Origin of the sequence: Kosakonia sp. CCTCC M2018092 (assembly GCF_003864115.1) — a bacterium.
GTDB lineage: Bacteria > Pseudomonadota > Gammaproteobacteria > Enterobacterales > Enterobacteriaceae > Kosakonia > Kosakonia cowanii.
Genome location: NZ_CP034225.1, coordinates 3,654,867 through 3,680,790 on the forward strand (window position 1 = coordinate 3,654,867; position 25,924 = coordinate 3,680,790).

Here is a 25,924-nt window from a genome sequence, read left to right on the forward strand (position 1 = left end):
CCCGCTTTACCGTACGTTCACCTGCCCTGCCTTTGTAGGCCGGATAAGCGCAGCGCCATCCGGCATTTCATCGCACGCACCCATGCCACAATAAATGCTCATAACGTCATTGTAATGAAATGTAAGCGTCATCTTCTCCCGCTACTGTCAGCGGCAAGACGGGAGGAGAAATCGCCATGTTTAGTCTCGACAATGTACTTGAGGATCTCTGGCCGCAGGCCAGACCGGCACCCTGGCAAAAGAACCTGCTCAGGCGCCTGCTTTACGAACAGGAGTTCCAGCAATTCGCCGCCCAGCACCGCCACCTGAAAGGGCTGGATATGGTGGAACATGTCCTCGACCATCTGCAAATTCGCTGTACCATCCCCGCTTACTGCCTCGAACAAATCCCCGAACATGGCCCGTTGGTGATTATCGCCAACCACCCGACCGGTACGCTGGATGGGCTGGCGCTGATGTATGCCGTTTCGCGCGTGCGCCGCGATGTCAAAGTGGTCACCAACCGCCTGCTGAGCCACCTCGAACCTCTAAGCTCGCTCTTTATCGCAGTGGACAATATCGGCGGTCGCACCACCAAAGCCGCCCTGCAACAGATGGAAAACCAGCTGCAATCAGGCGGCGTGCTGATCTTTTTCCCGGCGGGTGAAGTGTCGCGCCTGACCCGCAAAGGGATTCGCGATAAACGCTGGCACGCCGGATTTATCAAGCTGGCGAACAAGTTCCGCGCCCCGCTGCTGCCAGCGTGGATCGATGCCCGCAACAGCGCGCTGTTTTACGCCAGCGCCCTGCTCTCAGACACCCTGCCGCTGCTGCTGTTGATGCAGCAGATGTTTCGCCGCCGCAATAGCAGCCTGCCGATCACCCTCGGTCAGCGCATTCCCTGGGAGAATTGGCACACTACCGCCCTCGCGCCGCGCGAGCTGGCCGAGAAGTGTCGTCAGCATCTTCTGCGTCTTGGCAAGGGAGTGCCCGGCACGTTCAAAACCGAATGCGCCATCGCCCGGCCGGAAGACAGAGCCACCCTGCGCCGGGAACTGAACCGCGCCGAGTGCCTTGGTCGCACGCCGGACGGCAAAACAATCTATCTCTGGCAGCGCAACGGCCAGGAGGATGCCCCACTGCTGCGCGAACTGGGACGGCTGCGCGAGATCGCTTTTCGCGCGGTGGGTGAAGGGAGCGGAAAACGGCGCGATACGGACCGCTACGATGATCACTATCTGCACCTGATCCTCTGGGATGATGCCGATCTGGAGATTGTCGGCGCGTACCGCTTTATGCCGACGGCGCAGCTTATCGCCGAGCAGGGGCCGGAGGGACTCTACAGCCATAGCCTGTTTCACTACGACGCGCGTATGGCGGAGGTGCTGCGAGAAGGTCTTGAACTGGGGCGCAGCTTTATTCAGCCGCGCTACTGGGGACGTCGCGGGCTCGATTATCTCTGGTCCGGGATTGGCGCTTATCTGGCGCGCTACCCGCAGTACCGCTATCTCTTTGGCCCGGTATCCATCTCCGGCGGTCTGCCGCCTGCGGCCCGCGATCTGCTGATTGCTTTCTATCGCCTCTGGTTCCCCGCTGCCTGGCCGCTGGCATCCTCGCGCCGCCCCTGCCCCGCCACGCTGCCCGAGGTGCTGGCGCAGTTTACCGGCGAGGATTACACCGAAGATCTGACGCGGCTGAAATCGCTGCTTGGCAATCTCGGCTGCGGCATTCCCCCGCTCTATAAACAGTATTCCGAGCTGGGCGAGCCAGGCGGCGTGCAGTTTATCGACTTCGGCAGCGATCCCGATTTCAATAACTGCGTCGATGGCCTGGTGCTGGTGGATTTAACGCGCCTGAAGGCAAACCGTTACGAGCGTTATATCGGCGTGCATCAGGTGCAGCAGAAAGCGGGGTAAGTTCCTCGCAGATTGCCGGATGGCGCTGGCGCTTATCCGGCCTACAAAACCACATCAACTGAAACCGCGTAGGCCTGATAAGGCGTAGCCGCCATCAGGCAATCGGTGCCGCAGAGATAATGCCGGATGGCGCGTACGCTTATCCGGCCTACAAAACCGCAGTTCCAGCGATACCGGTTTTGCTTTTGTCTGCAATATGAAAGCGAGGGGTTGTGTCCCCGCTGAAATCGGCGAACCGAAGCGTGAATGACAAGGTCTGGACGCCATGGATGGCGGACAGAGGCGAACCGAGACAGGATGTCGAGTCGAGCCGACCGCAGTCAGATACGCGGGAGGTGAGCGCAGTGCGCAGCACCGATTTCCTCGCGGGGCCGCGGGGATTGACAAGGGGAGCGCGGCCGCTTCCCTTGTCCCGTTCACCGCATAAGAGATTGATGAAACTCCCTGGCGCCTGGTGAACGGAACCTTTCCACCAATGCCACATACCAGGCCCATTGCCGGATGGCGCTCACGCTTATCCGGCCTACGCGGTTTCAGCGGCTTCGGCCTGCATCCCCCTTTCCCCCCGCCTCATCTACACTCTTTTTACGTGGTTTCCACCGACACCGTGGAGGAGAGATGGAGAAGAAGTCGCACCGCTATCCGGTGGCTGACAGCCCATTCTGGCTGCATGTTGAAACAAAGGTGCAGCGCATTGGTTCTGTGCTGCTGATCGCGGTGGTCATCGCCGGGCTGCTCGGCCTCTTTTCCCAGGGGTGGCTCAGCGCGCGAAGCGCCCACAGCATTGATGGCAAACTGACGGTGCAGTATGACCGCTACGCCCGCCTGCAAAGCGATATCGATATGCAACTCACCGCCAATGCCTCGAAGGAGCGCCGCACCGTTTTTATCCTCGGCGGCGACTTTATGCAGGATTTTGAGATCCGCACCCTGCAGCCACAGCCGGAAAAGATGACCAGTCAGAACGGTGAACTGGTGCTGGAGTATGCCCGTCCTCATCCCGACCAACCCTTTACCGTCTGGCTCGGGCTGACGCCGCAAACCCCTGGCAGCAGCGAATTGCGCCTGTCGTTAAATGACACCACGCAGCTGGCGGTGAAACAGTTTATCTGGCCCTGAGGAGACGGCGATGGATATGGTGTTACGCGCAGTAGCGATCTATCTGGTGTTGATGGTGGTATTCAAAATCGCCGGTCGGCGAGCCCTGTTGCAGATGACCTCCTTCGATCTCATTTTGCTGCTGATCATCAGTGAAGCGACGCAGCAGGCGCTGCTCGGCAACGACTTCTCCGTCACCGGCGCGGCGCTAACCATCATCACGCTGGTGGTGGTGGATATTCTGTTCGGCAAGCTGAAGAAGTACGTGAAAGGGGCGGAAAACTTTATCGACGGCACGCCGGTGGTGCTGGTCGAGAATGGTGAAATGCTGCCAGAGAAGATGCGCGAGGCGGATATCTCCCGCGCCGATATTATGCTCTCGGCGCGCAATAACCAGGGCATTGTCGACCTCGCAGAGATTAAATTCGCCATTCTCGAGCGCAATGGTCATATCTCGATCATTCCAAAAAATTCGCCTTAAAAGTGCGCTGCTATACTTTTGCCAGGCAGAATTTTCTTTCGGATGGAAGGGAGTGATATGAAGAGTGAAACCACCACATTACAAAGTGAGCGCGTCGCGCCGCTGTTAAAGCTTGAGATTAGCGATCTGGCCGACAAGCTCGGCACGCTGTTGTGCGATAAAAAACTGCGCGTCACCACCGCCGAATCCTGCACCGGCGGTCAGATCGCCACCGCCCTCTGCGCCTGCGAAAGCACGCCGGAGTTTTACGGTAGCGGGTTTATTACCTTTACCGATGAAGCGAAACAGACGCTGTTACAGGTGAAAAAGGAGACGCTGGCGCGCTGGACGGCGGTAAGCCAGCAGACGGCTTTTGAAATGGCGCAAGGTGCCTGCGACGCCAGCCACGAGCCGGTCAGCATTGCCGTGACCGGCTACACCGGCCCCGATGGCGGCGAAGATGGCACCCCTGCCGGCACCGTGTGGTTTGGCTGGGGCCTGCCGGATAGCGAGCCGGTCACCGTCAAATGCCTCTTTGAGGGCGACACCACAGAGGTGATTGAGCAAGCGGTGAAATATGCCCTCGCAGGCGTGATAACGCTATTAAGTGATTGATTGTAATTTGCTTCTTGTGTGCGAATGCCGGACGATAGGGTCCGGCTTTTTTATTGCGACACTTTCATGACCGAATGGGGAAAAAATGAAAATAGTTGTGCTGGATGGTGGTCTGCTTAACCCCGGCGATCTCAGCTGGGAGCCACTGCATGCGCTGGGCGAAGTCACGATTTATGACACGACCCCGGTCGATAAGGCCGCGCAGCGCCTGCGCGATGCGGATATCGCTATTACCAATAAAGTGGCGTTTAACGAGGATCTGCTCGCCCACTGCCCGCAGCTGAAATGTATCGCCGTGACCGCTACCGGCTACAACATTATCGATCTCGAGGCTGCCCGCGCCCGGGAAATTGTCGTGACCAATGTCCCGACTTACGGCACCGCGACGGTGGCGCAATTTACCACCGCGCTGCTGCTGGCGCTCTGCAACCGCGTCGGTGAACACGACGCCGATGTGCACGCTGGCGGCTGGAGCAAATCAGAAAGCTGGTGTTACTGGCTGCAACCGATGGTCGAGCTGGCGGGAAAACGCGTCGGCATTATCGGCTATGGCCGCATCGGCCAGGCATTCGGTGCCATCGCCCAGGCGATGGGCATGACGGTGCTCGCCCACTCCCGTTCGCGCCCGCTGCCGGAGAGCGCGCAGTTGCGCTATGTCGATCTCGACACCCTCTACGCCGAGGCGGATGTTATCAGCCTGCACTGCCCGCTGACGCCGCAAACCAAAGGGATGATCAACCGTGAGGCGCTGGCGAAGATGAAGCGCAGCGCGCTGCTGCTGAACGCCTCGCGCGGGGATCTGATTAACGAAGCGGATCTTGCCGCCGCCCTTAACGAAGAGCGCATTGCCGGGGCGGCGGTGGATGTGCTGAGCAGCGAACCGCCTGGCGCAGATAACCCGCTGCTCAACGCGAAAAACTGCATTATCACGCCGCATATCGCCTGGGCATCCGTCGATGCGCGCGGGCGCATTCTCGCTACCACGGTGGAAAACGTGCGGTCGTTTATCAACGGCGATCCACAAAATTGTGTCGATCAGTAGCTTCAGGATGGCCAGATCGCACGAAAAGAAGCGACTCACGTCACACTTTTACATGATGAGCTACGCTTGATAAATCATTACAAAAATATTGCGCAAGGAGATGCCAATGACAACGCTACAGGCTCTTTTTCCACCTCGCCTGCCACAGCAAACCTCTGATGAAAATGTTGTTGTAAACTGGGCGAAAAACGCCACGCTGGCGCCCGCTCAGGCCGTAGAAACACCGGAAAACGAAGCGCAGTTGCAGCAGATCATTGCTGCTGCAAAGGGGCGAATCCGCGTGATGGGCAGCCGTATGTCGCCGGGCAGAATGCTGAAGTTAAGCGAGCCGGGCGATACGCTGATTGACCTCTCGCGCCTGCGCGGCGTGCTGGCAGTGACCGACGAGAGCGTCACCTTTGCCGCCGGAACCGTGCTGCATGAGGTGTTTGAGACCCTCACCAGCATGAACCGCATGCTGCACGCCTCGCCGGGCGTGATCGATTCACAAACCCTCGCGGGCGCAGTGTCGACCGGTACCCACGGCCAGGGTATGGGGCAGAGCTCGCTCGCTGACGAAGCGCTCGCCATTCGCCTGATTGATGCCCACGGTGAAGCGCACGATATTGAGCGGGACGATGCGGCCTTTGACGCCGCGCAGCAGGCGCTCGGCACCCTCGGCGTGATCACCGCCGTGACGCTGCGCACCCGCCCTTCAACGATCTATACCTGCTTTAAAAGCGCGGGCAGCGCCGATAACCTGGCGGAAGATCTGATCGCCTGGAACGAGGAGTGGACCTTCAGCAAAGCGTGGTGGTTCCCGGATGAGAACAAGGTTCACACCTGGAACGCGCGCGAAGCCACCGCCGAGGAGCAGGCGCTGTGGCGTGATAACCACGGCGAGCTGGTCGAGATGGAGGAGACCGACGAGCAGATGAACGCCACGGTAGATAAAACCCTGGCGCAGATGCGCGATGACACCCGCATTGTCGATGAGAACGGCAAACCGTTTCGCACCGTGACGCGCTTTAAAGACTTCACGGATGTGATCGGCGATATCTACCAGGTCTTCTGCCGCGGCATCGCCACCCCGCAGATCAATATTGAGATCGGCATTCCGATGTCGCGCGTCGCAGCGGTGATTGCGCGCATGAAAGCGTGGCACAGCGAGTCGCAGCCGCATATGCACTACCCGATTATTCTCCGCTGCACCGGAGCCTCCAGCGCCTGGCTTAGCCCGGCCGGCGGGGAACCGACCTGCTTCTTCGGTTTTGTCGTCTACTACGCTGAAGATGGCTCGCTCTCAGAAGAGGGAACTGCCTTTTTACGCGCCGCAGAACAGCTGCTCGCCGAAGAGGGCGGCAGGCCGCACTGGGGCAAATATTTTGATCCGTCGCTCTACAACTGGCCCGCGCTCTACCCGCAGTTTGAAGCGTTTAAAGCCGTGCGCCGCCGCTTCGATCCTGACGGCAAGTTTATGAACCGCTTTATGGCGGAGGTGCTGTCATGAGCGCCGCGTTTGCCTGGGTCACGCTATTAACGCAGCCGGGTTATATTCCCGGCGTGGAAGCGCTGCAACAGTCGCTACGCGACAGCGGCTCGCCGTGGCCGCTGGTGGTGATGGTGACAGAGAATATTGATGCCGCCACGCGCCAGCAGTTGCAGGCGCAGGGGTGTGAAGTGCGCGAAGTGCCGATTGTCGGCCCGAATCCTGCTCTTGCCCATCGCTACGCCAACGCTCGTTTCGCCGAGGTGTGGAGCAAACTGGCAGTCTGGACGCTGACCGAGTATCAGCGCGTCGCGTTTCTTGATGCCGATATGCTGGTGGTGCAGAACATGGATGAAGTGTTTGAGCTGCCGCTCGCCAAAGGGACGATTGCCGCCTGCCACGCCTGCCGCTGCAATCCGAACCATATTGCTACCTATCCCGATAGCTGGCAGCCGGATAACTGCTACTACAGCTGGGTTGAGGACGTGAAGATGAACGCAGCACCGCCCGCCCCGGTGGATAACTACCTGAACGGCGGTTTTCTGGTGCTGACGCCGGATCGCGACGTTTATGACGCGATGATGGCGAAGCTGGCGGCGAAAGAGGATATCGCCGAGTGGGTCTTCGCCGAGCAGGACTTCCTCAACGAGGTGTTCAACGACCGCTGGCTGCCGCTGCATTATGGTTATAACGCTCTGAAAACTCTGCCGAAGCAGCACCCACAGATGTGGGATCTCTCGCGAGTGAAGAATATCCATTACATCATCGACAAGCCGTGGGACAAATACCCCGAACCGGGCGATAAGTATTACGATTTGCACAAAATGTGGTGGCAACATGCCCCGGTTGAAGCGTAATCGTTGAGAAACAAACCGTAGGCCGGATAAGCGCCATCCGGCAATATCCCCGCCGCACCCATTGCCGGATGGCGGCTACGCCTTATCCGGCCTACAAAAACGGAGCCCGCTGAAACCGCGTAGGCCGGATAAGCGTCAGCGCCATCCGGCATTATCCCCGCGACCCCCATCGCCGGATGGCGGCTACGCCTTATCCGGCCTACAAAAACAGAGCCCGCTGAAACGGCGTAGGCCGGATAAGCGTTACGCGCCATCCGGCATTATCTCCGCCACACCATCGCCGGATGGCGGCTACGCCTTATCCGGCCTACAAAAACGGAGCCCGCTGAAATCGCGTAGGCCGGATAAGCGCCAGCGCCATCCGGCATTATCCCCGCGACCCCCATCGCCGGATGGCGGCTGCGCCTTATCCGGCCTACAAAAGCGAGCCTACAGCGACACCGTCTTTGCTTTTATCTGCAATATGACAGCGATGGGGTTGTGTCCCCGCTGAAATCGGCGAACCGGAGCGGGAATGACAAGGTCTGGACGCCATGGATGGCGGACAGAGGCGAACCGAGACAGGGAGCGAGTCCCGGAACGGGCGAGCAAGTCGAGTCGAGCCGGCCGCAGTCAGGCACGCGGGAGGTGAGCGCAGTGCGCAGCACCGATTTCCTCGCGGGGCCGCGGGGATTGACAAGGGGAGCGCGGCCGCTTCCCTTGTCCCGTTCACCGCACCAGTGATAAAAAAATTCCGCCGCACGCATGGTGAACGGAACAATACCACCAAAGCAACATGCCAGGCCCATCGCCGGATGGCGCGTACCGCTTATCCGGCCTACGGAAACCATTCGACCGAGCAAACCCCATCGCCGGATGGCGGCTGCTTGGGCCGTTTCAGCCCCCCCTAAACACAAAGAAACACCTGCGGCGTCTGCCCATCCGGATGCGGCGCCACATGCACCTGCGCGCCATACCACCTGGTGATAACCTCCGGTTGCAGCACCTGCACCGGCGTCCCCTGCTCCACTATCTTCCCCTTATGCAACAGCACAATGCGATCCGCCCACAGCGCCGCGAGGTTCAGATCGTGCAGCACCACGCAGACATGCAGCCTGGCACGCTGCGTCAGGGATTTAAGTAAACGCAGCAGCTGCTGCTGATGGTAGAGATCGAGCGCTGAGGTTGTCTCATCCAGAAACAGCCACCCTTCCGGCGCACCGTTACGCCAGAGTTGCGCCAGGCTACGCGCCAGCTGCACCCGCTGCTGCTCGCCGCCCGACAGCGTGACAAAGCGGCGTCCAATCAACGTTTCGCAGCCGGTTAAACGCATCACTTTACGCACGATATCGCACGCATGCCTCTCGCCCCATGGCGCGCGCCCCATCGCCACCACCGACTCCGCGGCCCACTCCACGCCCAGGGCATGATGTTGCAGCATCACCGCCCGGTAGCGCGACAGCGCCTGTGAAGGCCAGGCGGCAAGGGATTTCCCCGCCAGGGAACAGACGCCGCGCGACGGCGTAAGAAAGCCGGTCAGCAAGCGCAGCAGCGTCGATTTGCCCGCGCCGTTCGGGCCAATCAGCGCCACCATTTCGCCAGGCGGCAGCGTGAGGGAGATATCATCCACCAGCCGCCGCTGGCCGACCATGAATTGCACCTGATGGGCAATAAAACCGTTATCCATAGAGCGCACTCCGCTGGCGAAAAATAAGCCATAAAAACCACGGCGCGCCGAGCAGGCTGGTCAGTAAGCCGACCGGCATCTCGGCAGGTGCCACCAGCGTGCGGGCGGCGGTATCCGCCAGCAGTAGCAGGCTCGCCCCCGCCAGCAGCGAGCCGGGTATCTGATGTTGATGATCGGGGCCTAACACCATGCGTATCAGGTGCGGAACGACCAACCCGACAAAACCGATGATGCCGCTGATGGCAACAGAGGCCGCTACCAACAGCGCGCTACAGAGCAGCAGCCGCCGCTGCAAGCGCCGTACATCAACGCCCAGATAGTGCGCCTCCTCCTCGCCCAGTTGCAGAAAGTTGAGCTGTTTCGCTACCCGCCAGATACCGAGCATGGCGGGCAGGATCAGGGTCGCCGTAACGATCAGCGTCGGCCACTGCGCCTGCCCGAGACTGCCCATTCCCCACTGCGAAAGCTGGCGCAGCTGCGCATCGTTGCTGATCCACGCCAGCACACCAACACCCGCGCCGCACAGGGCGTTGATAGCGATCCCCACCAACAGCAGCCGCGATAGCGCGCTCTCGCCCTTTTTGCTGAGTAAAAAGATCACCACCATCACCGCCAGGCTACCGATAAAGGCGGCCACCAGCGGGGCATAGAGGGCAATCAGCACCGGTACCGACAGCGGCAGCACCAGCCAGCAGCCAACCACCAGCGCCGCGCCGCTGCTGATGCCAAGTAAACCCGGGTCGGCCAGCGGATTGCGAAACAGCCCCTGCATAACGCAGCCGGAAAGCGCCAGCGCCGCACCAACAAGCAGCGCCAGCAGCACGCGCGGCAGGCGAATAGTGAACCAGATCTGCCGCAGCCTCTCATCATCGCCGTACCACAAACTGACAAGAGAGACGTCCATCGCCCCCTGCGTGGAGGCGAAGAGCGTGAGTGCCGCCGTCAGCAGCAAGAGTCCCCACAGGAGACGGGAAGCCGCACGGGTTATCACGGTAGTTGCTCCGCTTTTTTACGCAACTCCAGCAATGCCTGCGGGGTGCGCAGACCAAAGCCCAGCAGCGCGGCCTCATCGACAATCAACAGCTGTTTGTTGCGCCCGGCGGGCGTTTGCGCGAGGCCCGGCAAGTGCCAGATGCTCTCTTCGCCGCCCAGATGCTTTACACCTTCGGCTGAGATCAACACCAGATCCGGCTGGCTGGCGATCACCCCCTCCTGCGACATCGCCCGGTAGTGGGAAAAGCCCTGCATCGCATTATTAAGCCCTGCCGCCTGGATAGCGCCATCCGCCGCCGTCTCTCTTCCCGCCACCAGCGTGCCCATGCCGCCGTGGCTAAGGATATAGAGCACTTTTTTATCCAGCGGCGAGGTGGGCAGTGCGGCAATTTCCGTCGCCAGCTTTTTGCGCAGCGCCAGGCTCTCTTCGTTTTTGCCGAGGGCGCGGGCGATCACCACCACTTTCTTATCGATCTCCGAGAGCGTATACCCGCCCGGTACCGGCACCATATAGACATCGTTATCCTGCACGCTTTTCAATACCAGCGAGGGCTGCGCCTGGCTGCCCGCCAGCACAATGGTGGGCCGCAGCGACAAAATGCCCTCCGCATTTAGCTGGCGAACATAACCGACATTCGGTAGCTGCTTTACCTCGGCAGGCCAGGTGCTGGTGCTGTCGCGCCCGACCAGCTGGCTCTGCGCGCCCAGGCCATAGACAATCTCCGTGACATCGCCGCCAAGGGCGACAACTTTTGGATCGGCGGCCTGCGCCAGCAGCGGTAGCGCCAGTAAGAGCATCACCACGCTTTTCATACTTCGTTCCTCCACGGCGTCAGCGCTTTGATCTGCCCGCGCCAGCAGGCCTGTTCGCGGTCCCCTTCGCTGCGCTGACCATAAAGCTGCGCGATTTGCGTACCATCTTCGGCAAACAGCTCCAGGCTGGTGACATGCCCATCCGCGCTCGGCTTGCGCGTTACCCAGCTTTCGTGGATCCCCGCTTCGCGCAGGTGCAGGGTAAAGATCTTATTCATCACCCGCAGCCAGTCGCCCACCGGTGCGCACTTCTCCAGCGCACCGGTAAAAATCTGTATGCAGCCGCGGTTGCCGACAAAGATCATGATTTCATTCCCCTCCTGCTGCACCTGTTGCAGAAGGGCGGGCAGCGCGTCGTTGCTGACCTGACAGGCAAGATCGTCGCCCACCAGCCGAAACGCCTGCTGGCGTGAGATGTTGTGCTTGCGCAGCAGATTGAAGAACTGGTGCACATCGGTCATCTCCCGCCAGTCGTGGTCAACGGCCTCTCCATCGGGCGCTTCGTCGTAAAATTTGCTCTCGGGCGCGTAAATGGAGAGCGGTACCTGACGCCGCACGCTAAAACGCTCCACGACTTCATCCCACTGACCGCCATCGGTGTAGGGCGTGGCGTAGATTTTCAGCAGTGCATCGCCCTGGTGATCGAAAAACTGAATACTGCGCCGCTCGCCTCTTGCCCCCTGCTCACGCAGGGAGTAGGCGCAGGCCCACTGGCTCATAAAGAGGCGCAGATCGAGACCGCGCGGGTTGAGCACCACCCCGGCGCGATCGCTGATATGTTGATTGGTGAAGCGCCCGGTCATCTCATGAACCGCATATTCATTACGACAGATGCTTTTGGCTTCGCCGACGCTCTCCAGCGCCTTGAAGATATGGCGCACCGTCCCCTCCAGGCGCACCGCATCGTAGCCAACGCGCGCTTCGGCCAGCTCCGCTTCGCTTATCGCCAGCTGGAACGCGATATCTCTGGCGCTTTTTGCCGGTTCAAGCGCTCTGATTAACTGGTACTCCTGCCAGATGGCAGCGTAATCTTTTGAAGATACAGGCATATTTTTCACGTCCTTTATGTGTCTTAACATCCCCGGCGCGCGCCGGGGGTAAAGAGGCTGCCGGGTCAAAAATCAATATTGACGCCAAGTTGCCAGCTGCGCCCTGGCATCACGGCCAACGCGTTGTCATAGCTATCCTGGAGAGTGCGCATCTCCTGCGTCCGGCTGCTGAGGTAATCCCAGTATTTGCGGTTGGTAAGGTTGTAGATGCCGCCGCTGACCTTCACCTGCTTTGCCACCTGCCACCAGGCGCTAAGGTCGACAACCCCGTAACCGGGCACGCGCATATAGCTACTGCTGGCGGTGGCGATCGGCTCGCCGCTGTTTTGATAGGTTTCACGACTGGTTGCGGTGGCGCGCTTACCTTTGACAAAGGTGGCGGTCAGCGCGGTGCCGTAACGTTTGGCCGGATCGTCCCAGCCGAGGCCGACAATCGCTTTCATCGGCGCGACGCTGTCGAGATCGCGATAGGCGTCGCCCATGTAGCGCGATTTGGCTTGTCCCTCGGCGTAGCCATAAGCGAGGGTTGCGTGCAGCCCTTCAGCCTGCTCAACCCAGCTGCCGACATCGAGCGTGGCGCTGATTTCCCCCCCATAGATAAAGGCTTTATCGCGGTTTTCCGCCTGATAGCTGGTGTAGATGTTCGACGGCACGTTGGCAAAGTTGCCGGGGTTGTCGGCGCGGCGATAGCGGGTGTAAGCAATAAAGTTTTTGTAGCTGTTGTAGAAGAGCGCACCGCGCAGCGTGACGCCTTCTGCCACTTCGCCTTTCAGCCCCCATTCGAGGTTATCGCTGGTTTCGGTTTTTAGCGCCGCGTTGCCGATCAGTGCGTACTGCGCGCGCCCGGCATAGTTAGAGCCGAGATTCCAGGAGCCATAGAGCTGGCTGGCATTGGGGAACTGCGCCCCGCGCCGGTATTGCAGATAGCTCAGCAAACGGGGCGTGAGCTCATACTGGAAGGTGAGTGACGGCAGCCACTCGGTGTCGCTGTTTTGGTGGTACAGCGCAGAGACATCCCGGGTATTCAGCACGCTGCTGCTGGTAGTCAGGCTGCCGAGGTTCTCCGGTTTCATCGACTGGTACATTACGCGTATGCCGGGAATGAGGGCAAAGTTGTGCTCTCCGGCGGCAAAATTGATCTGATCCTGCACAAATGCGCCGAGGATCTCGCTTTTACTGTCCGCTTCAGGCTGCATGATCGCGCTGCGCGCGTTCGGCATTGGCTGCTGGTGGAACGGGCGCTGCGTTTTGCTGGCGCTGGCATTAAAACCAGCACGCAGATCGTGGCGGCCGATGCTTTTCGCCAGCGCATGCTGAATGCCTATCCTATCGGTGTCGTAACTGGAGTAGACGGTGCCGGGAATACGGGTGGTGCTGTCCGGCATCCACGTAGCGTCGTGCGCCTGGGTGCGCTGTAGATAGATCTTTGTCGAAGCGCTATCGACCCACGCATCGACCGGTGTCCAGTCATCCTTCAGGCTGATGGCCCAGCGCCGGGTGTAGCTACCCTGCTGAGCGTTGCCAATAATCGCACTGCCGTCACGGTTCCAGGCGTCAAAGTGGCTATGGGTCGTTTTGTTGTAGTACTCCGCTGTATAGGTCCGTTTGTGCACTTCGGAGGCTTGCAGGATCCCGGAGAGCAGCAGCGCATCGGAGTGCCAGTTAGCGGGGTAAGCCCCGACTCTGTCGCTGTTGTTACGCGTTTGCTGACCATCGCGGCGGCTGTAAACCACAATGCCGCGCACGCGTTCATCGCCTGCCGCGGCCGTTACGCCGTTGTGCCAGCTGCGATCGCTGGAGTCATAATCGCTCTGGTAACCCGCGTAGTAGTGCTTCGCCCCTTGCAGGTAGTCATTGGCAGATTTTGGCCGGAACGAGACATTGCCGCCGATGGCGGTGTTGGCTTGTTCCGCAGGCGTTGCGCCCGGCTGGATCGCCACGTTGCCGTAGAGGTAGGGGTCGATATAGTCGCGGCCAATGCCGAAGGTGTTAAGCCCGGCGCGCCCGGCGTAGCTGCGTCCGGTGGCCTCCGGCTGGGGAATGCCATCAACATCAATGCCGACGCGGTTACTCTCAAGGCCGCGAATGTTATAGCCGGTGTAACCGCCGCGGTCGAAGCCGCTCTTACCGTTGCCGGAACCGCCCCCTGCCCCGGTAGCACCAATCAGCGGCTCATACCGCATGATGGTGCCAAAATCATTCGCCCCGTTGCGTTGCAGAGCGTCAGCAGTGATGGCGCGATCGCTCCCGGCTTTGAGACGTGGCGCAGGCGCGGTAATGACCATCTCTTCGGCGCGATCTTGTTCATCGCGTGGTGCGGTTTCAGCCGCAAAGGCCGCGGTGGGCGTAAGCGTTGTCAGGAGTGAGGTGACCAGCACGCGGTTTCTGAAACGTAGCTGGCAAAAAGGTGTAGTCGTCATAAGTGTGTGTGCCTTTGAATTATTATCATCCGGCTCACATCAACTCCCAGAAATCAGCGGAACCGTACACCAGCCGCCCGGGCCAGGCATCAGCTCTCTGTTATGGGCAAGATAGTAATGATAACTATTATCACTTGCAACGATTTCATAATGCCAACATATTGCTTACACTTTGTGAACCCTTTTCCCTTCTGGTAACGAGATGATGCCCACTAAACCTGCCATCACGCTGCACTACTGTGTGCAATGCAACTGGATGCTGCGCGCCAGCTGGATGGCGCAAGAACTGCTCCACACCTTCAATACCGACTTAGGATCCGTGACGCTTATTCCCGGCACCGGCGGCATTTTTGTCATCAAAGCCGATGGCAGCGTTATCTGGGATCGCAAGCAAGAGGGCGGCTTTCCCGATGCCGCAGAGCTAAAACGCCGCGTGCGCGACTGCTGCTTCCCGGAAAAACCGCTTGGTCATGTGGAAAAGCGCAGCGAGTAACCTACTGCGCGAAGGCCTGCTTCAGCGCGCGGAACGCTGCCAGCTGCTGTGGAATAAGCTGGTGGCGATCGTCACGGGCAACAAAAATTTTTAGCATCGCGCTGCCTGCGGCGTTGAAAAAGAGGATGGTGGCGGCGTCCATCGCCATAAATTTGCGTTCAATAAACGCGATATGGCGACAGTGATCGGCCTTGATATGGCCCGATACCTGCTCTTTGCCCTGCAGGTTGAAGTAACCGTGGCTGTAAAATCCCGGCGGAAGAGCGATGCTGCACTCCAGGATCACATCTTCGGTGTGGATCAGGAGCAGCACCGTGCCCCAGGTGGTGACCTCTTGCCATACGTCGTCAAAGTGCGCACCGGCAATCATTTTGCTGCCAGGTAACTGCCGCACCACTTCCAGCAGCGTGGTCTGGTAGTGCCGGGCGACGTGTTCAAGTATGCAATCCGGCTCGGTGTGCAGAAACTCCTGTAAGCTTTTCTCTGTCATCTCTCTCTCCTTTTGACTTTCCCTTCGCCACCTCTCCCCTGCAGCGATTAATGAGAATTACTATCATTTGCCTCGAAAAAAAACTGCGAGCTAGCGCGCAATAAAAAAGGTCGCCGAAGCGACCTTTTAACTATTTTTTAACCGGTTGCGGTTTTTTGTCGCCGGATTCCGGCGCTTCGCGTGGATCGTCTTTTTCAATAGTGAGCACAAAACCTCCTTTTGCGAATGAATGTTTAGTAAATATAGCTAAGCCTTGCAGGCTAAACCAGGCGGCAGAGGATTAAAAAACAGGCATTGGCGGAGAAAAATTAAGCTGAATCGGTTCAAAAAGCCGCCCGCATAGCTAAAAATGGCGTATTTTCAAATATTTGTTCATGAAATAATTTATTCGTGAGCAGCGTAAAATTTCATTACAAATGCGGGTTTTAGCAGCTTATGCTGATGCCCAATTGTGCATAGCTTGCCAACTCATTGTTAGTAACGAAGATGCATTTGCATACCCTCAGGCGCAGATCGGATTTCCTGTACCTGAGGGATTTTTTTTGCCTGTAGTCGCACAGGAAAATAATTAACCAAGGGAATTAATTTTATTTCTTTTGGAATTTAAAAACCGTACAAATAATTAAGCGAGCCGTTTCCGACTCGCTGGCGTTTAAAATTAGATTTTAAACTTCAGGTTAAAACAGCAACGGCACCACTATTTTTTATTGCTGCTGTTGCTATTCTGTCCGCCTTTTTTACCGGCTTCGGACGCGCGCTCTGGGTCGTTTTTGAAGTTCCCACCGCTCTGCTGTCCGCCTTTACGCCCTGCTTCTGAGGCTTTTTCACGATCTTCAGCGAAATTACCGGAACCGCCTCTATGCTCGGCCATGTTATTTCTCCATCTGTCGTTTCAAATATAATCAATATGACATCAGCGTCATATCAATCGCCTTTCATGATTAAGTCTGGCTATAAACATAATTTATGTCAAAGCGCAGCCGTTAATTAATATCGCGTTTATGTAATGCATATTTTTTATCTCTTCTATCCCACTGGTTAGCCGAGAAAAAATAGCGCAGCGGGAGGCTAAATTTATTTTACGGCTGCGTTTAGTGTACTAATCACACAGCCTGCCGCCTGCCCGCCGCGAGCGGCTCTGCCGGGGCTGGCATTTGCTTTTGTTATAATATAACATTTCAATTTATGACAAACGTAACCAGGGAGTGATACCGATGATGAAGAAAACGGCTTTTGCTTTGGCGATGGGCGCGCTGCTGATGAGCACGCAGGGCTTTGCCCATGGGCACCACCACGGCAAACCGCTGACGGAAGTGGAGCGTAAAGCGAGCGAAGGGATTATTGATGATAAAGATGTGAAGGACCGCCCGCTCTCTGACTGGGATGGCGTCTGGCAATCCATTAACCCTTATCTGCTGAGCGGCGATCTCGATCCGGTGCTGAAGAAAAAGGCACAGCACGGCGATAAAACGGTGGAGGAGTACCGCGACTATTACAAAAAGGGTTACGCCACCGATGTCGATATGATCGGCATTGAAAACAATGTGATGGAGTTTCACACCGGCAAAACCGTCAACAGTTGCCGCTATGATTATGCTGGCTACAAGATCCTGACCTACGCTTCCGGCAAAAAGGGCGTGCGCTATCTGTTTGAGTGTAAAGACGCAAACTCCAAAGCGCCGAAGTATGTGCAATTCAGCGACCACACCATCGCGCCGCGCCAGTCCCAGCATTTCCACATTTTCATGGGCAGTGAATCCCAGGAAGCCTTGCTGAAAGAGATGGATAACTGGCCAACTTACTACCCCTACAATATGACTAAAGCGCAGATCGTCGACGAGATGCTGCATCACTGATTTCTCTGCGGGCGGCCATCGCTGCCGCCCGTCTCTCCCCCCTCTTTTCCCCCGTTTTTCCCGCGCCGATGATTTAGGAGTAATCCTCTCCAGAGTGCCGTCTATGCTTAAGGCTTAAAAAAACGATAACGCCGTTATAAGCACACCCCTTTTTTATTCACCCGCATTGATGACTGGAGGCCTGGTATGAGCAACCAAGGCAACAACCCGGACGCGCACCGCGCCCCGGAAATGATCCCGCTGTCCTTAACTGTTAACGGCGAGCGCCGACAGCTTGAGGTTGATACCCGTACCACGCTGCTGGATGCGCTGCGTGAAAGTTTACATCTCACCGGCACCAAGAAAGGGTGCGACCACGGCCAGTGCGGCGCCTGCACGGTGATCGTCAACGGGCGACGCATCAACTCCTGCCTCACCCTGGCGGTAATGCAGCAGGATGCCGACGTCACCACCATTGAGGGCCTCGGTTCGCCGGACGATCTCCATCCCATGCAGGCGGCCTTTGTCAAACATGATGGCTACCAGTGCGGTTACTGCACGCCGGGGCAGATCTGCTCCTCCGTTGCCATGCTAAAAGAGATTGAGCAAGGCATTCCGAGCCATGTGACCCTCGATCTTGTCTCCCCGCCGGAGATGACGGCAGATGAGATCCGTGAACGCATGAGCGGCAATATCTGCCGCTGCGGCGCCTACGCCAACATGCTGGCGGCGATTAAAGAGACCGCCGGGGAGAAATCATGAAGACCTTTACCTATGAGCGGGTCACCACCCCTGCCGAAGCGGCTGCCAGCGCACAGCGCACAGAGGGGGCGAAATTTATCGCGGGCGGCACTAACCTGCTTGATTTGATGAAGCTGGAGATTGAGACGCCGACCCATCTGATTGACGTTAATGGCCTGGCGCTCGATAGCATTGAAGTGACCGATGAAGGCGGCCTGCGCATTGGCGCGCTGGTGCGCAACACCGATCTCGCCGCCGATGGGCGCGTGCGCCGCGATTATGCCGTGCTCTCGCGCGCCCTGCTCGCCGGGGCTTCCGGACAGTTGCGTAACCAGGCAACGACCGCAGGCAACCTGCTGCAACGCACGCGCTGCCCCTACTTCTACGACACCAATCAGCCCTGCAACAAACGCCAGCCGGGCAGCGGCTGCGCGGCGCTTGGCGGCTACAGCCGTCAGCTTGCGGTAGTCGGTGCCAGCGAATCCTGCATTGCCACCCATCCGAGCGATATGGCGGTTGCCATGCAGCTGCTTGATGCGGTTGTCGAGACCGTCAACCCGGACGGTCGCGAACGCCAGATCCCGCTGGCAGAGTTTTATCGCGCGCCGGGCGACACGCCGCATCTGGAGACGGTGTTGCAGCCCGGCGAACTGATTGTCGCCGTCACCCTGCCGCCGCCTGCGGGCGGAACGCATATCTACCGTAAAGTGCGCGACCGCGCTTCTTACGCTTTTGCGCTGGTCTCCGTGGCGGCAATTGTCCACCCGGACGGCAGCGGGCGCGTGGCTATCGGCGGCGTTGCCCACAAACCGTGGCGGCTAGCCGAAGCGGATGCGGCACTGCCGCAGGGGGCGCAGGCGGTGTATGACAAGCTCTTCGCCGCCGCGCAGCCCACGGCTGAGAATGCATTTAAATTGACGCTGGCGAAGCGCACGCTCGCCTCGGTGTTGTCAGAAGCGAGGGCGTAAATGATGAAATTTGAGAAACCGGCAGGCGAGAACCCGATCGATCAACTGAAAGTGGTCGGTCAACCCCATGACCGCATCGACGGCCCGCTAAAAGTGAGCGGCCGCGCCCACTACGCCTACGAATGGCATGATGTACTGCCCAATGTCGCCTATGGCTATATCGTCAGCGCGGGGATTGCGAAAGGCAAAATCAGCGAGATTAACTGCGATGCGGCTGGCAACGCGCCGGGCGTGCTGTCGATTATCACCGCCGATAACGCCGGCCCGCTGGGCAAAGGCGAGCGCAACGCCGCCACGCTGCTTGGCGGCCCGCAGATTGAGCACTATCACCAGGCCGTTGCGCTGGTGGTGGCTGAAACCTTTGAGCAGGCGCGCGCCGCCGCCGGGCTGGTGGACGTCACTTACCAGCGCGAAAGCGGTGGCTACGATCTGGCGGCGGAGAAACCGGCGGTCAACAGCGCCCCGGAGAGCACGCCGGACAAAAATAGCGGCGATTTTGACGCTGCCTGGGCAAGCGCCGAGGTGAAACTCGACGCCATCTACACCACGCCGGATCAGAGCCATATGGCGATGGAGCCGCACGCCTCGATGGCCGTCTGGGAAGGGGATAAGGTGACGGTCTGGACTTCCAACCAGATGGTCGCCTGGTGCCGGACCGATCTGGCTACCACCCTCAATCTGCCGGAAGAGAATGTGCGCATCATCTCGCCCTACATCGGCGGCGGCTTTGGCGGCAAACTCTTCCTGCGCAGCGATGCGCTGCTGGCTGCCCTCGCCGCTCGCGCCTTGCAGCGCCCGGTAAAAGTGATGCTGCCGCGCCCGATGATCCCCAATAACACCACCCATCGCCCTGCAACCATTCAGCACATTCGCATCGGCACCGATCGGCAGGGAAAAATCACCGCCATTGCGCACGACAGCTGGTCCGGCAACCTGCCGGGCGGCACGCCGGAGACGGCGGTGAACCAGACCGAGCTGCTCTATGCGGGTGCCAATCGCCATACCGGTTTACGGCTGGCGACCCTCGATTTACCCGAGGGCAACGCCATGCGCGCGCCGGGTGAAGCGCCCGGCCTGATGGCGCTGGAGATTGCCATTGATGAGATGGCAGAGCGAGCCGGGATCGATCCGGTTGAGTTCCGCATTCTCAACGACACGCAGGTTGATCCGAAAGATCCACAGCGCCCCTTCTCACGTCGCCAGCTGGTGGAGTGCCTGCGCAGCGGCGCGGATCGCTTTGGCTGGTCGCAACGCAATGCCACGCCCGGCCAGACGCGGGACGGAGAGTGGCTGGTGGGCTACGGCGTCGCGGCGGGCTTTCGTAACAACCTGCTCGCCCCATCCGGCGCGCGCGTGCACCTCGACGACGCAGGCCGGGTGACGGTGGAGACGGATATGACCGATATCGGCACCGGCAGTTACACCATCATTGCCCAAACCGCCGCCGAGATGCTCGGCGTGCCGCTGTCACACGTTGAGGTGCGCCTTGGCGACTCCAGCTTCCCGGTCTCTGCCGGTTCCGGCGGGCAATGGGGTGCCAACACCTCTACCGCTGGCGTTTATGCCGCCTGCGTCAAACTGCGTGAAGCCATCGCCAAAAAACTGGGCTTTGATGCCGCTTCAGCGGTGTTCGCTGATGAGACGGTAAGCGTGGGCGAGCGCAGTGCACCGCTAAAAGCTGCGGGCGCGCTCAGCGCGGAAGATACCATTGAGTTTGGCGATCTGGATGAGCAGTATCAGCAATCGACCTTTGCCGGACACTTTGTTGAGGTCGCCGTCGATGCGGCAACCGGTGAAGTGCGGGTACGCCGCATGCTGGCGGTGTGTGCCGCCGGGCGCATCCTCAACCCGAAAACTGCGCGCAGCCAGGTGATTGGCGCGATGACGATGGGGCTGGGCGGCGCATTGATGGAGGAGCTGGCGGTCGATACGCGCCAGGGTTACTTCGTCAATCACGATATGGCGACCTACGAGGTGCCGGTACATGCCGACGTGCCTGAGCAGGAGGTGATCTTCCTCGACGATACCGATCCCATCTCCTCGCCGATGAAGGCCAAAGGCGTGGGCGAACTGGGGCTGTGCGGCGTCAGCGCGGCGATTGCTAATGCGATCTACAACGCGACCGGCGTGCGGGTGCGGGATTACCCGGTCACGCTCGATAAGCTGCTCGACGCCTTACCGGATATGGCCTGAGGAGACGTTATGCAGCAGACCATTCTGGCTCCCGACACGGCAGATGAAACGCTGCTGACGCCTCAGCAGGCGCTGCTCACGGATGACAGCGAAGAGATTTTGCGCTTCGCCGTCGATGCGATCGGCGCAGGCATGGAGACGGCTCTGGTGACGCTGACTGCCATTCGCGGCGGCGCAGCTCGCGCGGCGGGCGCGCAGATGGTGGTACGCGAAGATGGCGGCTATTGCGGCTTCGTCTCTGGCGGCTGCGTGGAGTCTGCCGCCGCCTTTGAAGCAATGGCGGCACTCGCCTGCTTTGAAGATCGCGTAGTGCGCTACGGCGATGGTTCGCCGTGGTTCGACATTGTGCTCCCCTGCGGCGGTGGCATCACGCTGCATATTCATCGCCTGCGTAGCGCGCAACCGCTGCTGGCGGTGCTGAACCTGCTTGCGCAGCGCCAGCCCGCCGCGCTGCGCTACCATCCGGCTCGTGAACAGCTTGAGTGCGTTACCGGTGTGACCGAAAGCGGCTGGCATGAGGAGATCTTTACCGTCGCCTACCGCCCGCGCGTACGGGTGATGGTGTTTGGTCGCTCGATTGAGGCGCAGGCTACTGCCTGCCTCGCCCGCGCGTCGGGCTACGATGTGCAGCTTATCGAGACACTAACGGATGGCGCGCAGATCGACGCGCAGACGGCGGTGATCCTGCTGTCGCACGATCTGCACCGGGAACTGCCGGTGTTGCAGGCGGCGCTCCGCGCGCAGCCTTTCTACATCGGCGCGCTCGGCAGCTATCGCACCCATCAAAAACGCACGCAGAAGCTCAGTGAGATTGGCTTTGCGCCCTCGGATATTGCGCGCATCAAAGCGCCGATTGGTATTTTCCCGAAAGCGCGCGATGCGCGTTCGCTGGCGCTCTCAGTGCTGGCGGATGTGGCTGCTGCACAGCTTGCAGCGGACGAAAGCTGATGGTTGATCCAGTGGTAATTATTCTTGCCGCAGGCCACGGCGAACGCTTTCTTGCCTCCGGCGCGCAACGCCATAAACTTGATACGCTGCTCGGTGAGCGCACGGTATTAGAGCACGTTATCCATGCAGTAGAGCGCGCCGGTCTCAGCTGGCACCTTGTTCGCCCTGTGGGCGGCACGGGCGGGATGGGCAACTCTATCGCGCTGGGCGTTAACGCTACTTCGAACGCCTCCGGCTGGCTGATTCTGCCCGCCGACCTGCCGCTGATCGCCCCGGAATCGTTGCTGCGCGTCGCCGACGGGTTAGGTGAAAAACTGCTGGTGGTGCCGTGGCATCAGCAGCACCAGGGCCACCCGGTGGCCTTTTCGCGATGCTACTTCCCTGCCCTATGGTCATTAACTGGCGATAGCGGCGCGAAAAGCATTGTGCAGCAGGCAAGAGCGCGCGGCGAGGTGCTGGATCTGCCGCTGAAGGATGCGGGGATTATTCAGGATATTGATACGCTGGAGGATTTGCGGCGAGCGGAACGTATCTACGATAACCCTTTACGCGTCCAGCGTACGTAAGTGAGTCGCCACGCCCCAGCGCAGCACCTCGCATTTTTCTTCTGCCATTTCTAACACTGCGTAGCTCGCATTGGGCTGGGCATAGCGGGCGAAGTTCTCCAGGCTCCCATCCTTCAGCAGCGCCAGCAGCCCCTGAGTGACGTGCCCATGGCAGACAACGCAGAGGGTTCTATGCGCCGCGCGAGTGTGCTGAAGCTGTAAAAACGCCAGCATGCGCTGAACCGCCTGCGCCAGCGATTCGCCGCCAGGCGGGCAGAATGCGGCATCGTGCGCGAATAATGCATCTGCTTCAGCGGGACATTCAGCCCGCAAATCCTGCGTGGAAAGCCCCTCGTAGCATCCGAATGACTGCTCCATCAGCGCGACATCAATCACCAGCGGCGCCTGAAAAAGCGCGGCGAGTTGTTCACCCATGCTGCGCGCCCGCGCGAGCGGTGAGCTAAAAACAGACTCTGCGGCGTAACCTTCATCTTTTAATGCAGCGAGTAATGCCGCCGTTTCCCGCTCGCCGCGTTCGGTGACTGGGCTGTCCTGCTGGCCCTGAATCATGCCCGCGCGGTTCCATTGCGTTTGTGCGTGGCGTACGAGAATAACTTTCATCTGCCTGCTCCAGTTTGCTACTGCGCCCGGTATATTCACGGGGGATTTTAAAGAGTGGCTGGTAAGTTAGAGTACGCGCTGATACTGATTCACCCGGTGGCCCACCGCGATACATTTCGCCTCGACCATGCTGATGTAGTAATAGCGGGGGTTTGGCAGATGGGTCATCAGCCACGGAAGCTCCGTGGAGTATTCGACATCAGTGGTGGCGATCATCCACACCGGTTCGCCGTATAAGGTGATGACCGTAGCGTGATGGGCGTACTCATCCCACCCGCGTCGGCTCTGCGCGGCATAGGCTCTGGCGATCTCAATGGCTTCAGCTTGAGTGATCAATACCGCATCCTGAGCAGAAGAAGTTTTGAGTAAGCTACACGGCTTTGTTGCGAGTGGCTATGACGGTTTTTAGCTGAGGGAGTGGGGATAAATTATCTCGTGCCTGGCAATCCATCAGTTTCGGCGAGAGGGAAATCATTTCTGCCAGTGATGCTTTTGTTTGGGCTTCGTTTTTACATTCTCTTTTCGGCTCAGCTACACTACCCGCTCAATTTTTCTTGCTGAACTCAATAATGTTAAAAAAATTACGCTTTATCATTCCACTGCTCGCGCTGGTTGGCGCTGTCGCCTACTGGCTAACGCCGCACTACTCCGAAGAGGAAGAGAGCTATTACCGCGCGGTGTTCTGCACCATCGATCATGACGATTCACAGAATTTTGCCCGTGATATGGAAAACATTATCGAGGGCGGCAACTCCGATTACGCATTACGTAAAAATCACTACATCTCCGCGCTGGGCACACGGATGATCGATACCTGGACGTCGCTCAGCGCGCAGCAGCAGGCAGCGATCAAAGAAAACCAGCAGAAGTGCCGCGACATAATGAGTGACAAACAGCGGTCATAATAAAATTATGAGCTTTGCAGCAGTGGCCTTCTGGTTTAACGGCAGGGATTATTTGAGAGTAAGTTATGAGCAAAAAGAGTACCGACACCAGTAAATTCTTAAGTTATGTCTTGCGCCATGAACCAGAAGCCATTGAGCTATCTCTGGATAAAGAGGGCTGGGCAGTTATAGACGATCTTATCCTGCGTGCTGGTAATAAAGGCTATGCACTCGATAAAGATCTTATTTTCGACGTTGTTGAAAGCAGTGAAAAGAAACGCTTTACGATTTCAGAAGATGGCTTACGCATTCGCGCGGCTCAGGGGCACTCTACTCAACAGGTCAATATCACTTACGTAGAGAAAATGCCTCCAGATATTTTGTATCACGGCACTGCAACTCGCTTTATCGTTCAAATCAGAGATCAAGGCCTACTCCCTTTGTCGCGCCAGTATGTACATCTTTCCTCTGATGAAGATACGGCAATTCAGGTCGGGCAACGTTATGGAAAGCCAGTGTTATTAAAAATTAAAGCCGTGGATATGTATGAGAAGGGCTATAAATTTTATCAGGCGGATAATGGGGTTTGGTTAACGGCGCATGTGCCGTATGAGTATATTCAGGAGTGACGGCTACTCATCGTCATCCTGATCATCTTTATGACGGGTTGCGTCAAGACGAGCCGATTTTCACCTGAGTAATTCCAAATGCGAAGAGATGAAAACCAACCCGACAAAAACTACGTAAATTTGATCACACATTCAGATAATGCGAAAGAACGTCCATCAGAGATCACAAACCGATCATTTTCAATATGGGCGAGCAACAGGCCAAGCCCATGCGCGCCAGTTTCGATATCTTTACGCCAGCCTTCCAGATCGCCATGATAGCCTATTGCATAGAAAGTGAGGCCTTCAGGTATAGTGATAGAACAGCCTCGATCATTTCTGCCTCCACTCTTAGCACTTCTTGGTGATACAGAGGCAGTGAGGTTATCGAACTGTTTGCTAAATTTACTTTTCCCATCATCAGAGAAATAGACGATTTCTAAACCATCAACTTTTTCTGTGCCGGGAACAACACGCGCATCACTTCGCTCAATCTTAGCGCCACAATTCTTTTCAAGCTCATCTAAAAATTTAGTCATACTATCGCTATTTATCTGCTTTTGGTTTAAAGGGGGATATTTAGCGTTTATTACCGCTAATGCCTGGATCGCTGCTTTTAGCAAAACGGCTGATAACGCTCTTGAATCCTGGTTAAATAAATCATTACTAACCCTTCATCATCCTGGTACTCTTTGACATAACTTCGAGAGAGAAAGGACATTAACTCAACAAATTTTTGAGGAGAAATTGCTGAACTTTCATAGTCCCCAAACATAAAGCTGACTTCGTTAAAATCTTCAGGAACATCCCAATTTTGATCTAGCGAATAACCGCATCCTTCTGATGGGGAACATCCATACCCTTCGCTAGCTCGTTTCAAAAAGGCGATATAACTCATCTTATTTAGTGATAAAACCAAATAAACAATATCATATAAATCCCTGCCATCATTTTGATAAAAATAGTTTTTTGTTGTTTCTAACCACTTTAAATTTTTCATACGCGTTAATGATGACTTGTAAGAAGTAGAATAAATTTTTTATTCACAGTGTACCCTCTGTAGTTGCGCCAGAATAATTTACGAAATCAGACAAGCTTGCCAATTATCACTCATTAGGGTCAATATTATCCAGTGCAACTTCCCAATCAACTGTCAGTTGATGAGGGTCACTAACGAACTCAGGGATAAACTTCCCTGCACGGTACTGTTTTGTGCAAGATT

General features: G+C 57.8%; 28 protein-coding genes. 16 read left to right on the plus strand and 12 right to left on the minus strand.

From position 1 onward, the window contains the following. Positions 1 to 176: 176 nt before the first annotated feature. From EH164_RS17425 to EH164_RS17455, 7 genes are all read left to right on the plus strand, one after another. On the plus strand, positions 177 to 1,895 hold the full coding sequence (locus tag EH164_RS17425) for a lysophospholipid acyltransferase family protein (RefSeq protein ID WP_124969523.1): 1,719 nt from the start codon (positions 177 to 179) through the stop codon (positions 1,893 to 1,895). 618 nt (positions 1,896 to 2,513) lie between these two features. Next, a complete protein-coding gene (locus tag EH164_RS17430) occupies positions 2,514 to 3,014 on the plus strand; it encodes a hypothetical protein (RefSeq protein ID WP_124969525.1) in 501 nt (166 codons plus the stop codon). A gap of 10 nt (positions 3,015 to 3,024) precedes the next feature. Further along, positions 3,025 to 3,474, plus strand: coding sequence for a DUF421 domain-containing protein (locus EH164_RS17435; RefSeq protein ID WP_023478242.1), 450 nt, complete (start codon positions 3,025 to 3,027; stop codon positions 3,472 to 3,474). A 57-nt stretch (positions 3,475 to 3,531) separates the two neighbouring features. Next, entirely contained in the window at positions 3,532 to 4,068 is a 537-nt protein-coding gene (locus tag EH164_RS17440; RefSeq protein ID WP_124969527.1) for a 2-oxo-tetronate isomerase, read from the plus strand. 85 nt (positions 4,069 to 4,153) lie between these two features. Further along, the gene (locus EH164_RS17445) at positions 4,154 to 5,110 is read left to right on the plus strand and encodes a D-2-hydroxyacid dehydrogenase (RefSeq protein ID WP_124969529.1); all 957 of its coding nucleotides are present in this window, start codon (positions 4,154 to 4,156) and stop codon (positions 5,108 to 5,110) included. 106 nt (positions 5,111 to 5,216) lie between these two features. Next, the gene (locus tag EH164_RS17450) at positions 5,217 to 6,599 is read left to right on the plus strand and encodes a D-arabinono-1,4-lactone oxidase (protein ID WP_124969531.1); all 1,383 of its coding nucleotides are present in this window, start codon (positions 5,217 to 5,219) and stop codon (positions 6,597 to 6,599) included. After that, positions 6,596 to 7,435 (plus strand): glycosyltransferase family 8 protein, encoded by an 840-nt coding sequence (locus EH164_RS17455; RefSeq protein ID WP_124969533.1) that lies wholly within the window; start codon positions 6,596 to 6,598, stop codon positions 7,433 to 7,435. The genes EH164_RS17450 and EH164_RS17455 overlap by 4 nt, the downstream gene beginning before the upstream one ends. Before the next feature lie 886 nt (positions 7,436 to 8,321). Here the strand turns inward: EH164_RS17455 and EH164_RS17460 are convergent. The 5 genes from EH164_RS17460 to EH164_RS17480 form a co-directional block, all read right to left on the minus strand. Next, positions 8,322 to 9,101 (minus strand): heme ABC transporter ATP-binding protein, encoded by a 780-nt coding sequence (locus tag EH164_RS17460; RefSeq protein ID WP_124969535.1) that lies wholly within the window; start codon positions 9,099 to 9,101, stop codon positions 8,322 to 8,324. Then, on the minus strand, positions 9,094 to 10,089 hold the full coding sequence (locus EH164_RS17465; RefSeq protein WP_124971535.1) for an iron ABC transporter permease: 996 nt from the start codon (positions 10,087 to 10,089) through the stop codon (positions 9,094 to 9,096). The genes EH164_RS17460 and EH164_RS17465 overlap by 8 nt, the downstream gene beginning before the upstream one ends. Beyond that, entirely contained in the window at positions 10,089 to 10,907 is an 819-nt protein-coding gene (locus EH164_RS17470; RefSeq protein ID WP_124969537.1) for a hemin ABC transporter substrate-binding protein, read from the minus strand. Before EH164_RS17470 ends, EH164_RS17465 begins: the two co-directional genes overlap by 1 nt. Further along, positions 10,904 to 11,956 (minus strand): hemin-degrading factor, encoded by a 1,053-nt coding sequence (locus EH164_RS17475; RefSeq protein WP_124969539.1) that lies wholly within the window; start codon positions 11,954 to 11,956, stop codon positions 10,904 to 10,906. Before EH164_RS17475 ends, EH164_RS17470 begins: the two co-directional genes overlap by 4 nt. Before the next feature lie 65 nt (positions 11,957 to 12,021). Further along, positions 12,022 to 14,376, minus strand: a complete 2,355-nt coding sequence (locus EH164_RS17480) for a TonB-dependent receptor domain-containing protein (protein WP_124969541.1) — start codon at positions 14,374 to 14,376, stop codon at positions 12,022 to 12,024. A 205-nt stretch (positions 14,377 to 14,581) separates the two neighbouring features. On the opposite strand from EH164_RS17480, the gene EH164_RS17485 reads away from it, so the two are divergent. Beyond that, the gene (locus tag EH164_RS17485) at positions 14,582 to 14,869 is read left to right on the plus strand and encodes a SelT/SelW/SelH family protein (protein WP_124971538.1); all 288 of its coding nucleotides are present in this window, start codon (positions 14,582 to 14,584) and stop codon (positions 14,867 to 14,869) included. A gap of 1 nt (position 14,870) precedes the next feature. Here EH164_RS17485 and hutX read toward each other — a convergent pair whose 3' ends face one another. The 3 genes from hutX to EH164_RS17495 all read right to left on the minus strand — a co-directional run bounded on the left by hutX (position 14,871) and on the right by EH164_RS17495 (position 16,230). Further along, positions 14,871 to 15,359 (minus strand): heme utilization cystosolic carrier protein HutX, encoded by a 489-nt coding sequence (gene hutX / locus EH164_RS17490; protein WP_124969543.1) that lies wholly within the window; start codon positions 15,357 to 15,359, stop codon positions 14,871 to 14,873. A 130-nt stretch (positions 15,360 to 15,489) separates the two neighbouring features. Beyond that, a complete protein-coding gene (locus tag EH164_RS22800) occupies positions 15,490 to 15,567 on the minus strand; it encodes a hypothetical protein (RefSeq protein ID WP_235180437.1) in 78 nt (25 codons plus the stop codon). A gap of 489 nt (positions 15,568 to 16,056) precedes the next feature. Further along, positions 16,057 to 16,230 (minus strand): general stress protein, encoded by a 174-nt coding sequence (locus EH164_RS17495; protein ID WP_023478999.1) that lies wholly within the window; start codon positions 16,228 to 16,230, stop codon positions 16,057 to 16,059. Between the two features lie 346 nt (positions 16,231 to 16,576). Here EH164_RS17495 and zinT point away from each other — a divergent pair, with 346 nt between their 5' ends. From zinT to EH164_RS17525, 6 genes are all read left to right on the plus strand, one after another. Beyond that, on the plus strand, positions 16,577 to 17,215 hold the full coding sequence (gene zinT, locus EH164_RS17500; protein WP_124971541.1) for a metal-binding protein ZinT: 639 nt from the start codon (positions 16,577 to 16,579) through the stop codon (positions 17,213 to 17,215). Positions 17,216 to 17,401: 186 nt separating this feature from the next. After that, positions 17,402 to 17,956: an aldehyde dehydrogenase iron-sulfur subunit PaoA gene (gene paoA, locus EH164_RS17505; RefSeq protein ID WP_124969545.1), complete on the plus strand. Its 555-nt coding sequence runs from the start codon at positions 17,402 to 17,404 to the stop codon at positions 17,954 to 17,956. Then, entirely contained in the window at positions 17,953 to 18,903 is a 951-nt protein-coding gene (locus EH164_RS17510; RefSeq protein WP_124969547.1) for a xanthine dehydrogenase family protein subunit M, read from the plus strand. The genes paoA and EH164_RS17510 overlap by 4 nt, the downstream gene beginning before the upstream one ends. A gap of 3 nt (positions 18,904 to 18,906) precedes the next feature. After that, a complete protein-coding gene (gene paoC, locus EH164_RS17515) occupies positions 18,907 to 21,096 on the plus strand; it encodes an aldehyde oxidoreductase molybdenum-binding subunit PaoC (RefSeq protein ID WP_124971544.1) in 2,190 nt (729 codons plus the stop codon). 9 nt (positions 21,097 to 21,105) lie between these two features. Beyond that, positions 21,106 to 22,044 carry an XdhC family protein gene (locus EH164_RS17520; RefSeq protein WP_124969549.1) on the plus strand — a complete coding sequence of 313 codons (939 nt, stop codon included), beginning with the start codon at positions 21,106 to 21,108 and terminating at the stop codon, positions 22,042 to 22,044. Further along, complete coding sequence (locus EH164_RS17525) at positions 22,044 to 22,610, plus strand: NTP transferase domain-containing protein (RefSeq protein WP_124969551.1); 567 nt, start codon at positions 22,044 to 22,046, stop codon at positions 22,608 to 22,610. The genes EH164_RS17520 and EH164_RS17525 overlap by 1 nt, the downstream gene beginning before the upstream one ends. Here EH164_RS17525 and EH164_RS17530 read toward each other — a convergent pair. Both EH164_RS17530 and EH164_RS17535 read right to left on the minus strand, forming a co-directional pair. Continuing rightward, on the minus strand, positions 22,590 to 23,210 hold the full coding sequence (locus tag EH164_RS17530; RefSeq protein ID WP_124969553.1) for a histidine phosphatase family protein: 621 nt from the start codon (positions 23,208 to 23,210) through the stop codon (positions 22,590 to 22,592). The two genes, EH164_RS17525 and EH164_RS17530, sit on opposite strands and share 21 nt — an antisense overlap. A 66-nt stretch (positions 23,211 to 23,276) precedes the next feature. Beyond that, on the minus strand, positions 23,277 to 23,546 hold the full coding sequence (locus EH164_RS17535) for a hypothetical protein (protein ID WP_023479001.1): 270 nt from the start codon (positions 23,544 to 23,546) through the stop codon (positions 23,277 to 23,279). 233 nt (positions 23,547 to 23,779) lie between these two features. Between EH164_RS17535 and EH164_RS17540 the strand changes: the two genes are divergently transcribed. Further along, positions 23,780 to 24,115 carry a hypothetical protein gene (locus EH164_RS17540; protein ID WP_124969555.1) on the plus strand — a complete coding sequence of 112 codons (336 nt, stop codon included), beginning with the start codon at positions 23,780 to 23,782 and terminating at the stop codon, positions 24,113 to 24,115. Between the two features lie 65 nt (positions 24,116 to 24,180). Beyond that, complete coding sequence (locus tag EH164_RS17545; RefSeq protein ID WP_124969557.1) at positions 24,181 to 24,723, plus strand: RNA 2'-phosphotransferase; 543 nt, start codon at positions 24,181 to 24,183, stop codon at positions 24,721 to 24,723. A 110-nt stretch (positions 24,724 to 24,833) separates the two neighbouring features. Here EH164_RS17545 and EH164_RS17550 read toward each other — a convergent pair whose 3' ends face one another. Continuing rightward, positions 24,834 to 25,241, minus strand: a complete 408-nt coding sequence (locus tag EH164_RS17550) for a hypothetical protein (protein ID WP_124969559.1) — start codon at positions 25,239 to 25,241, stop codon at positions 24,834 to 24,836. A gap of 77 nt (positions 25,242 to 25,318) precedes the next feature. Next, positions 25,319 to 25,702: a hypothetical protein gene (locus tag EH164_RS17555; RefSeq protein WP_124969561.1), complete on the minus strand. Its 384-nt coding sequence runs from the start codon at positions 25,700 to 25,702 to the stop codon at positions 25,319 to 25,321. Positions 25,703 to 25,924: the final 222 nt, after the last annotated feature.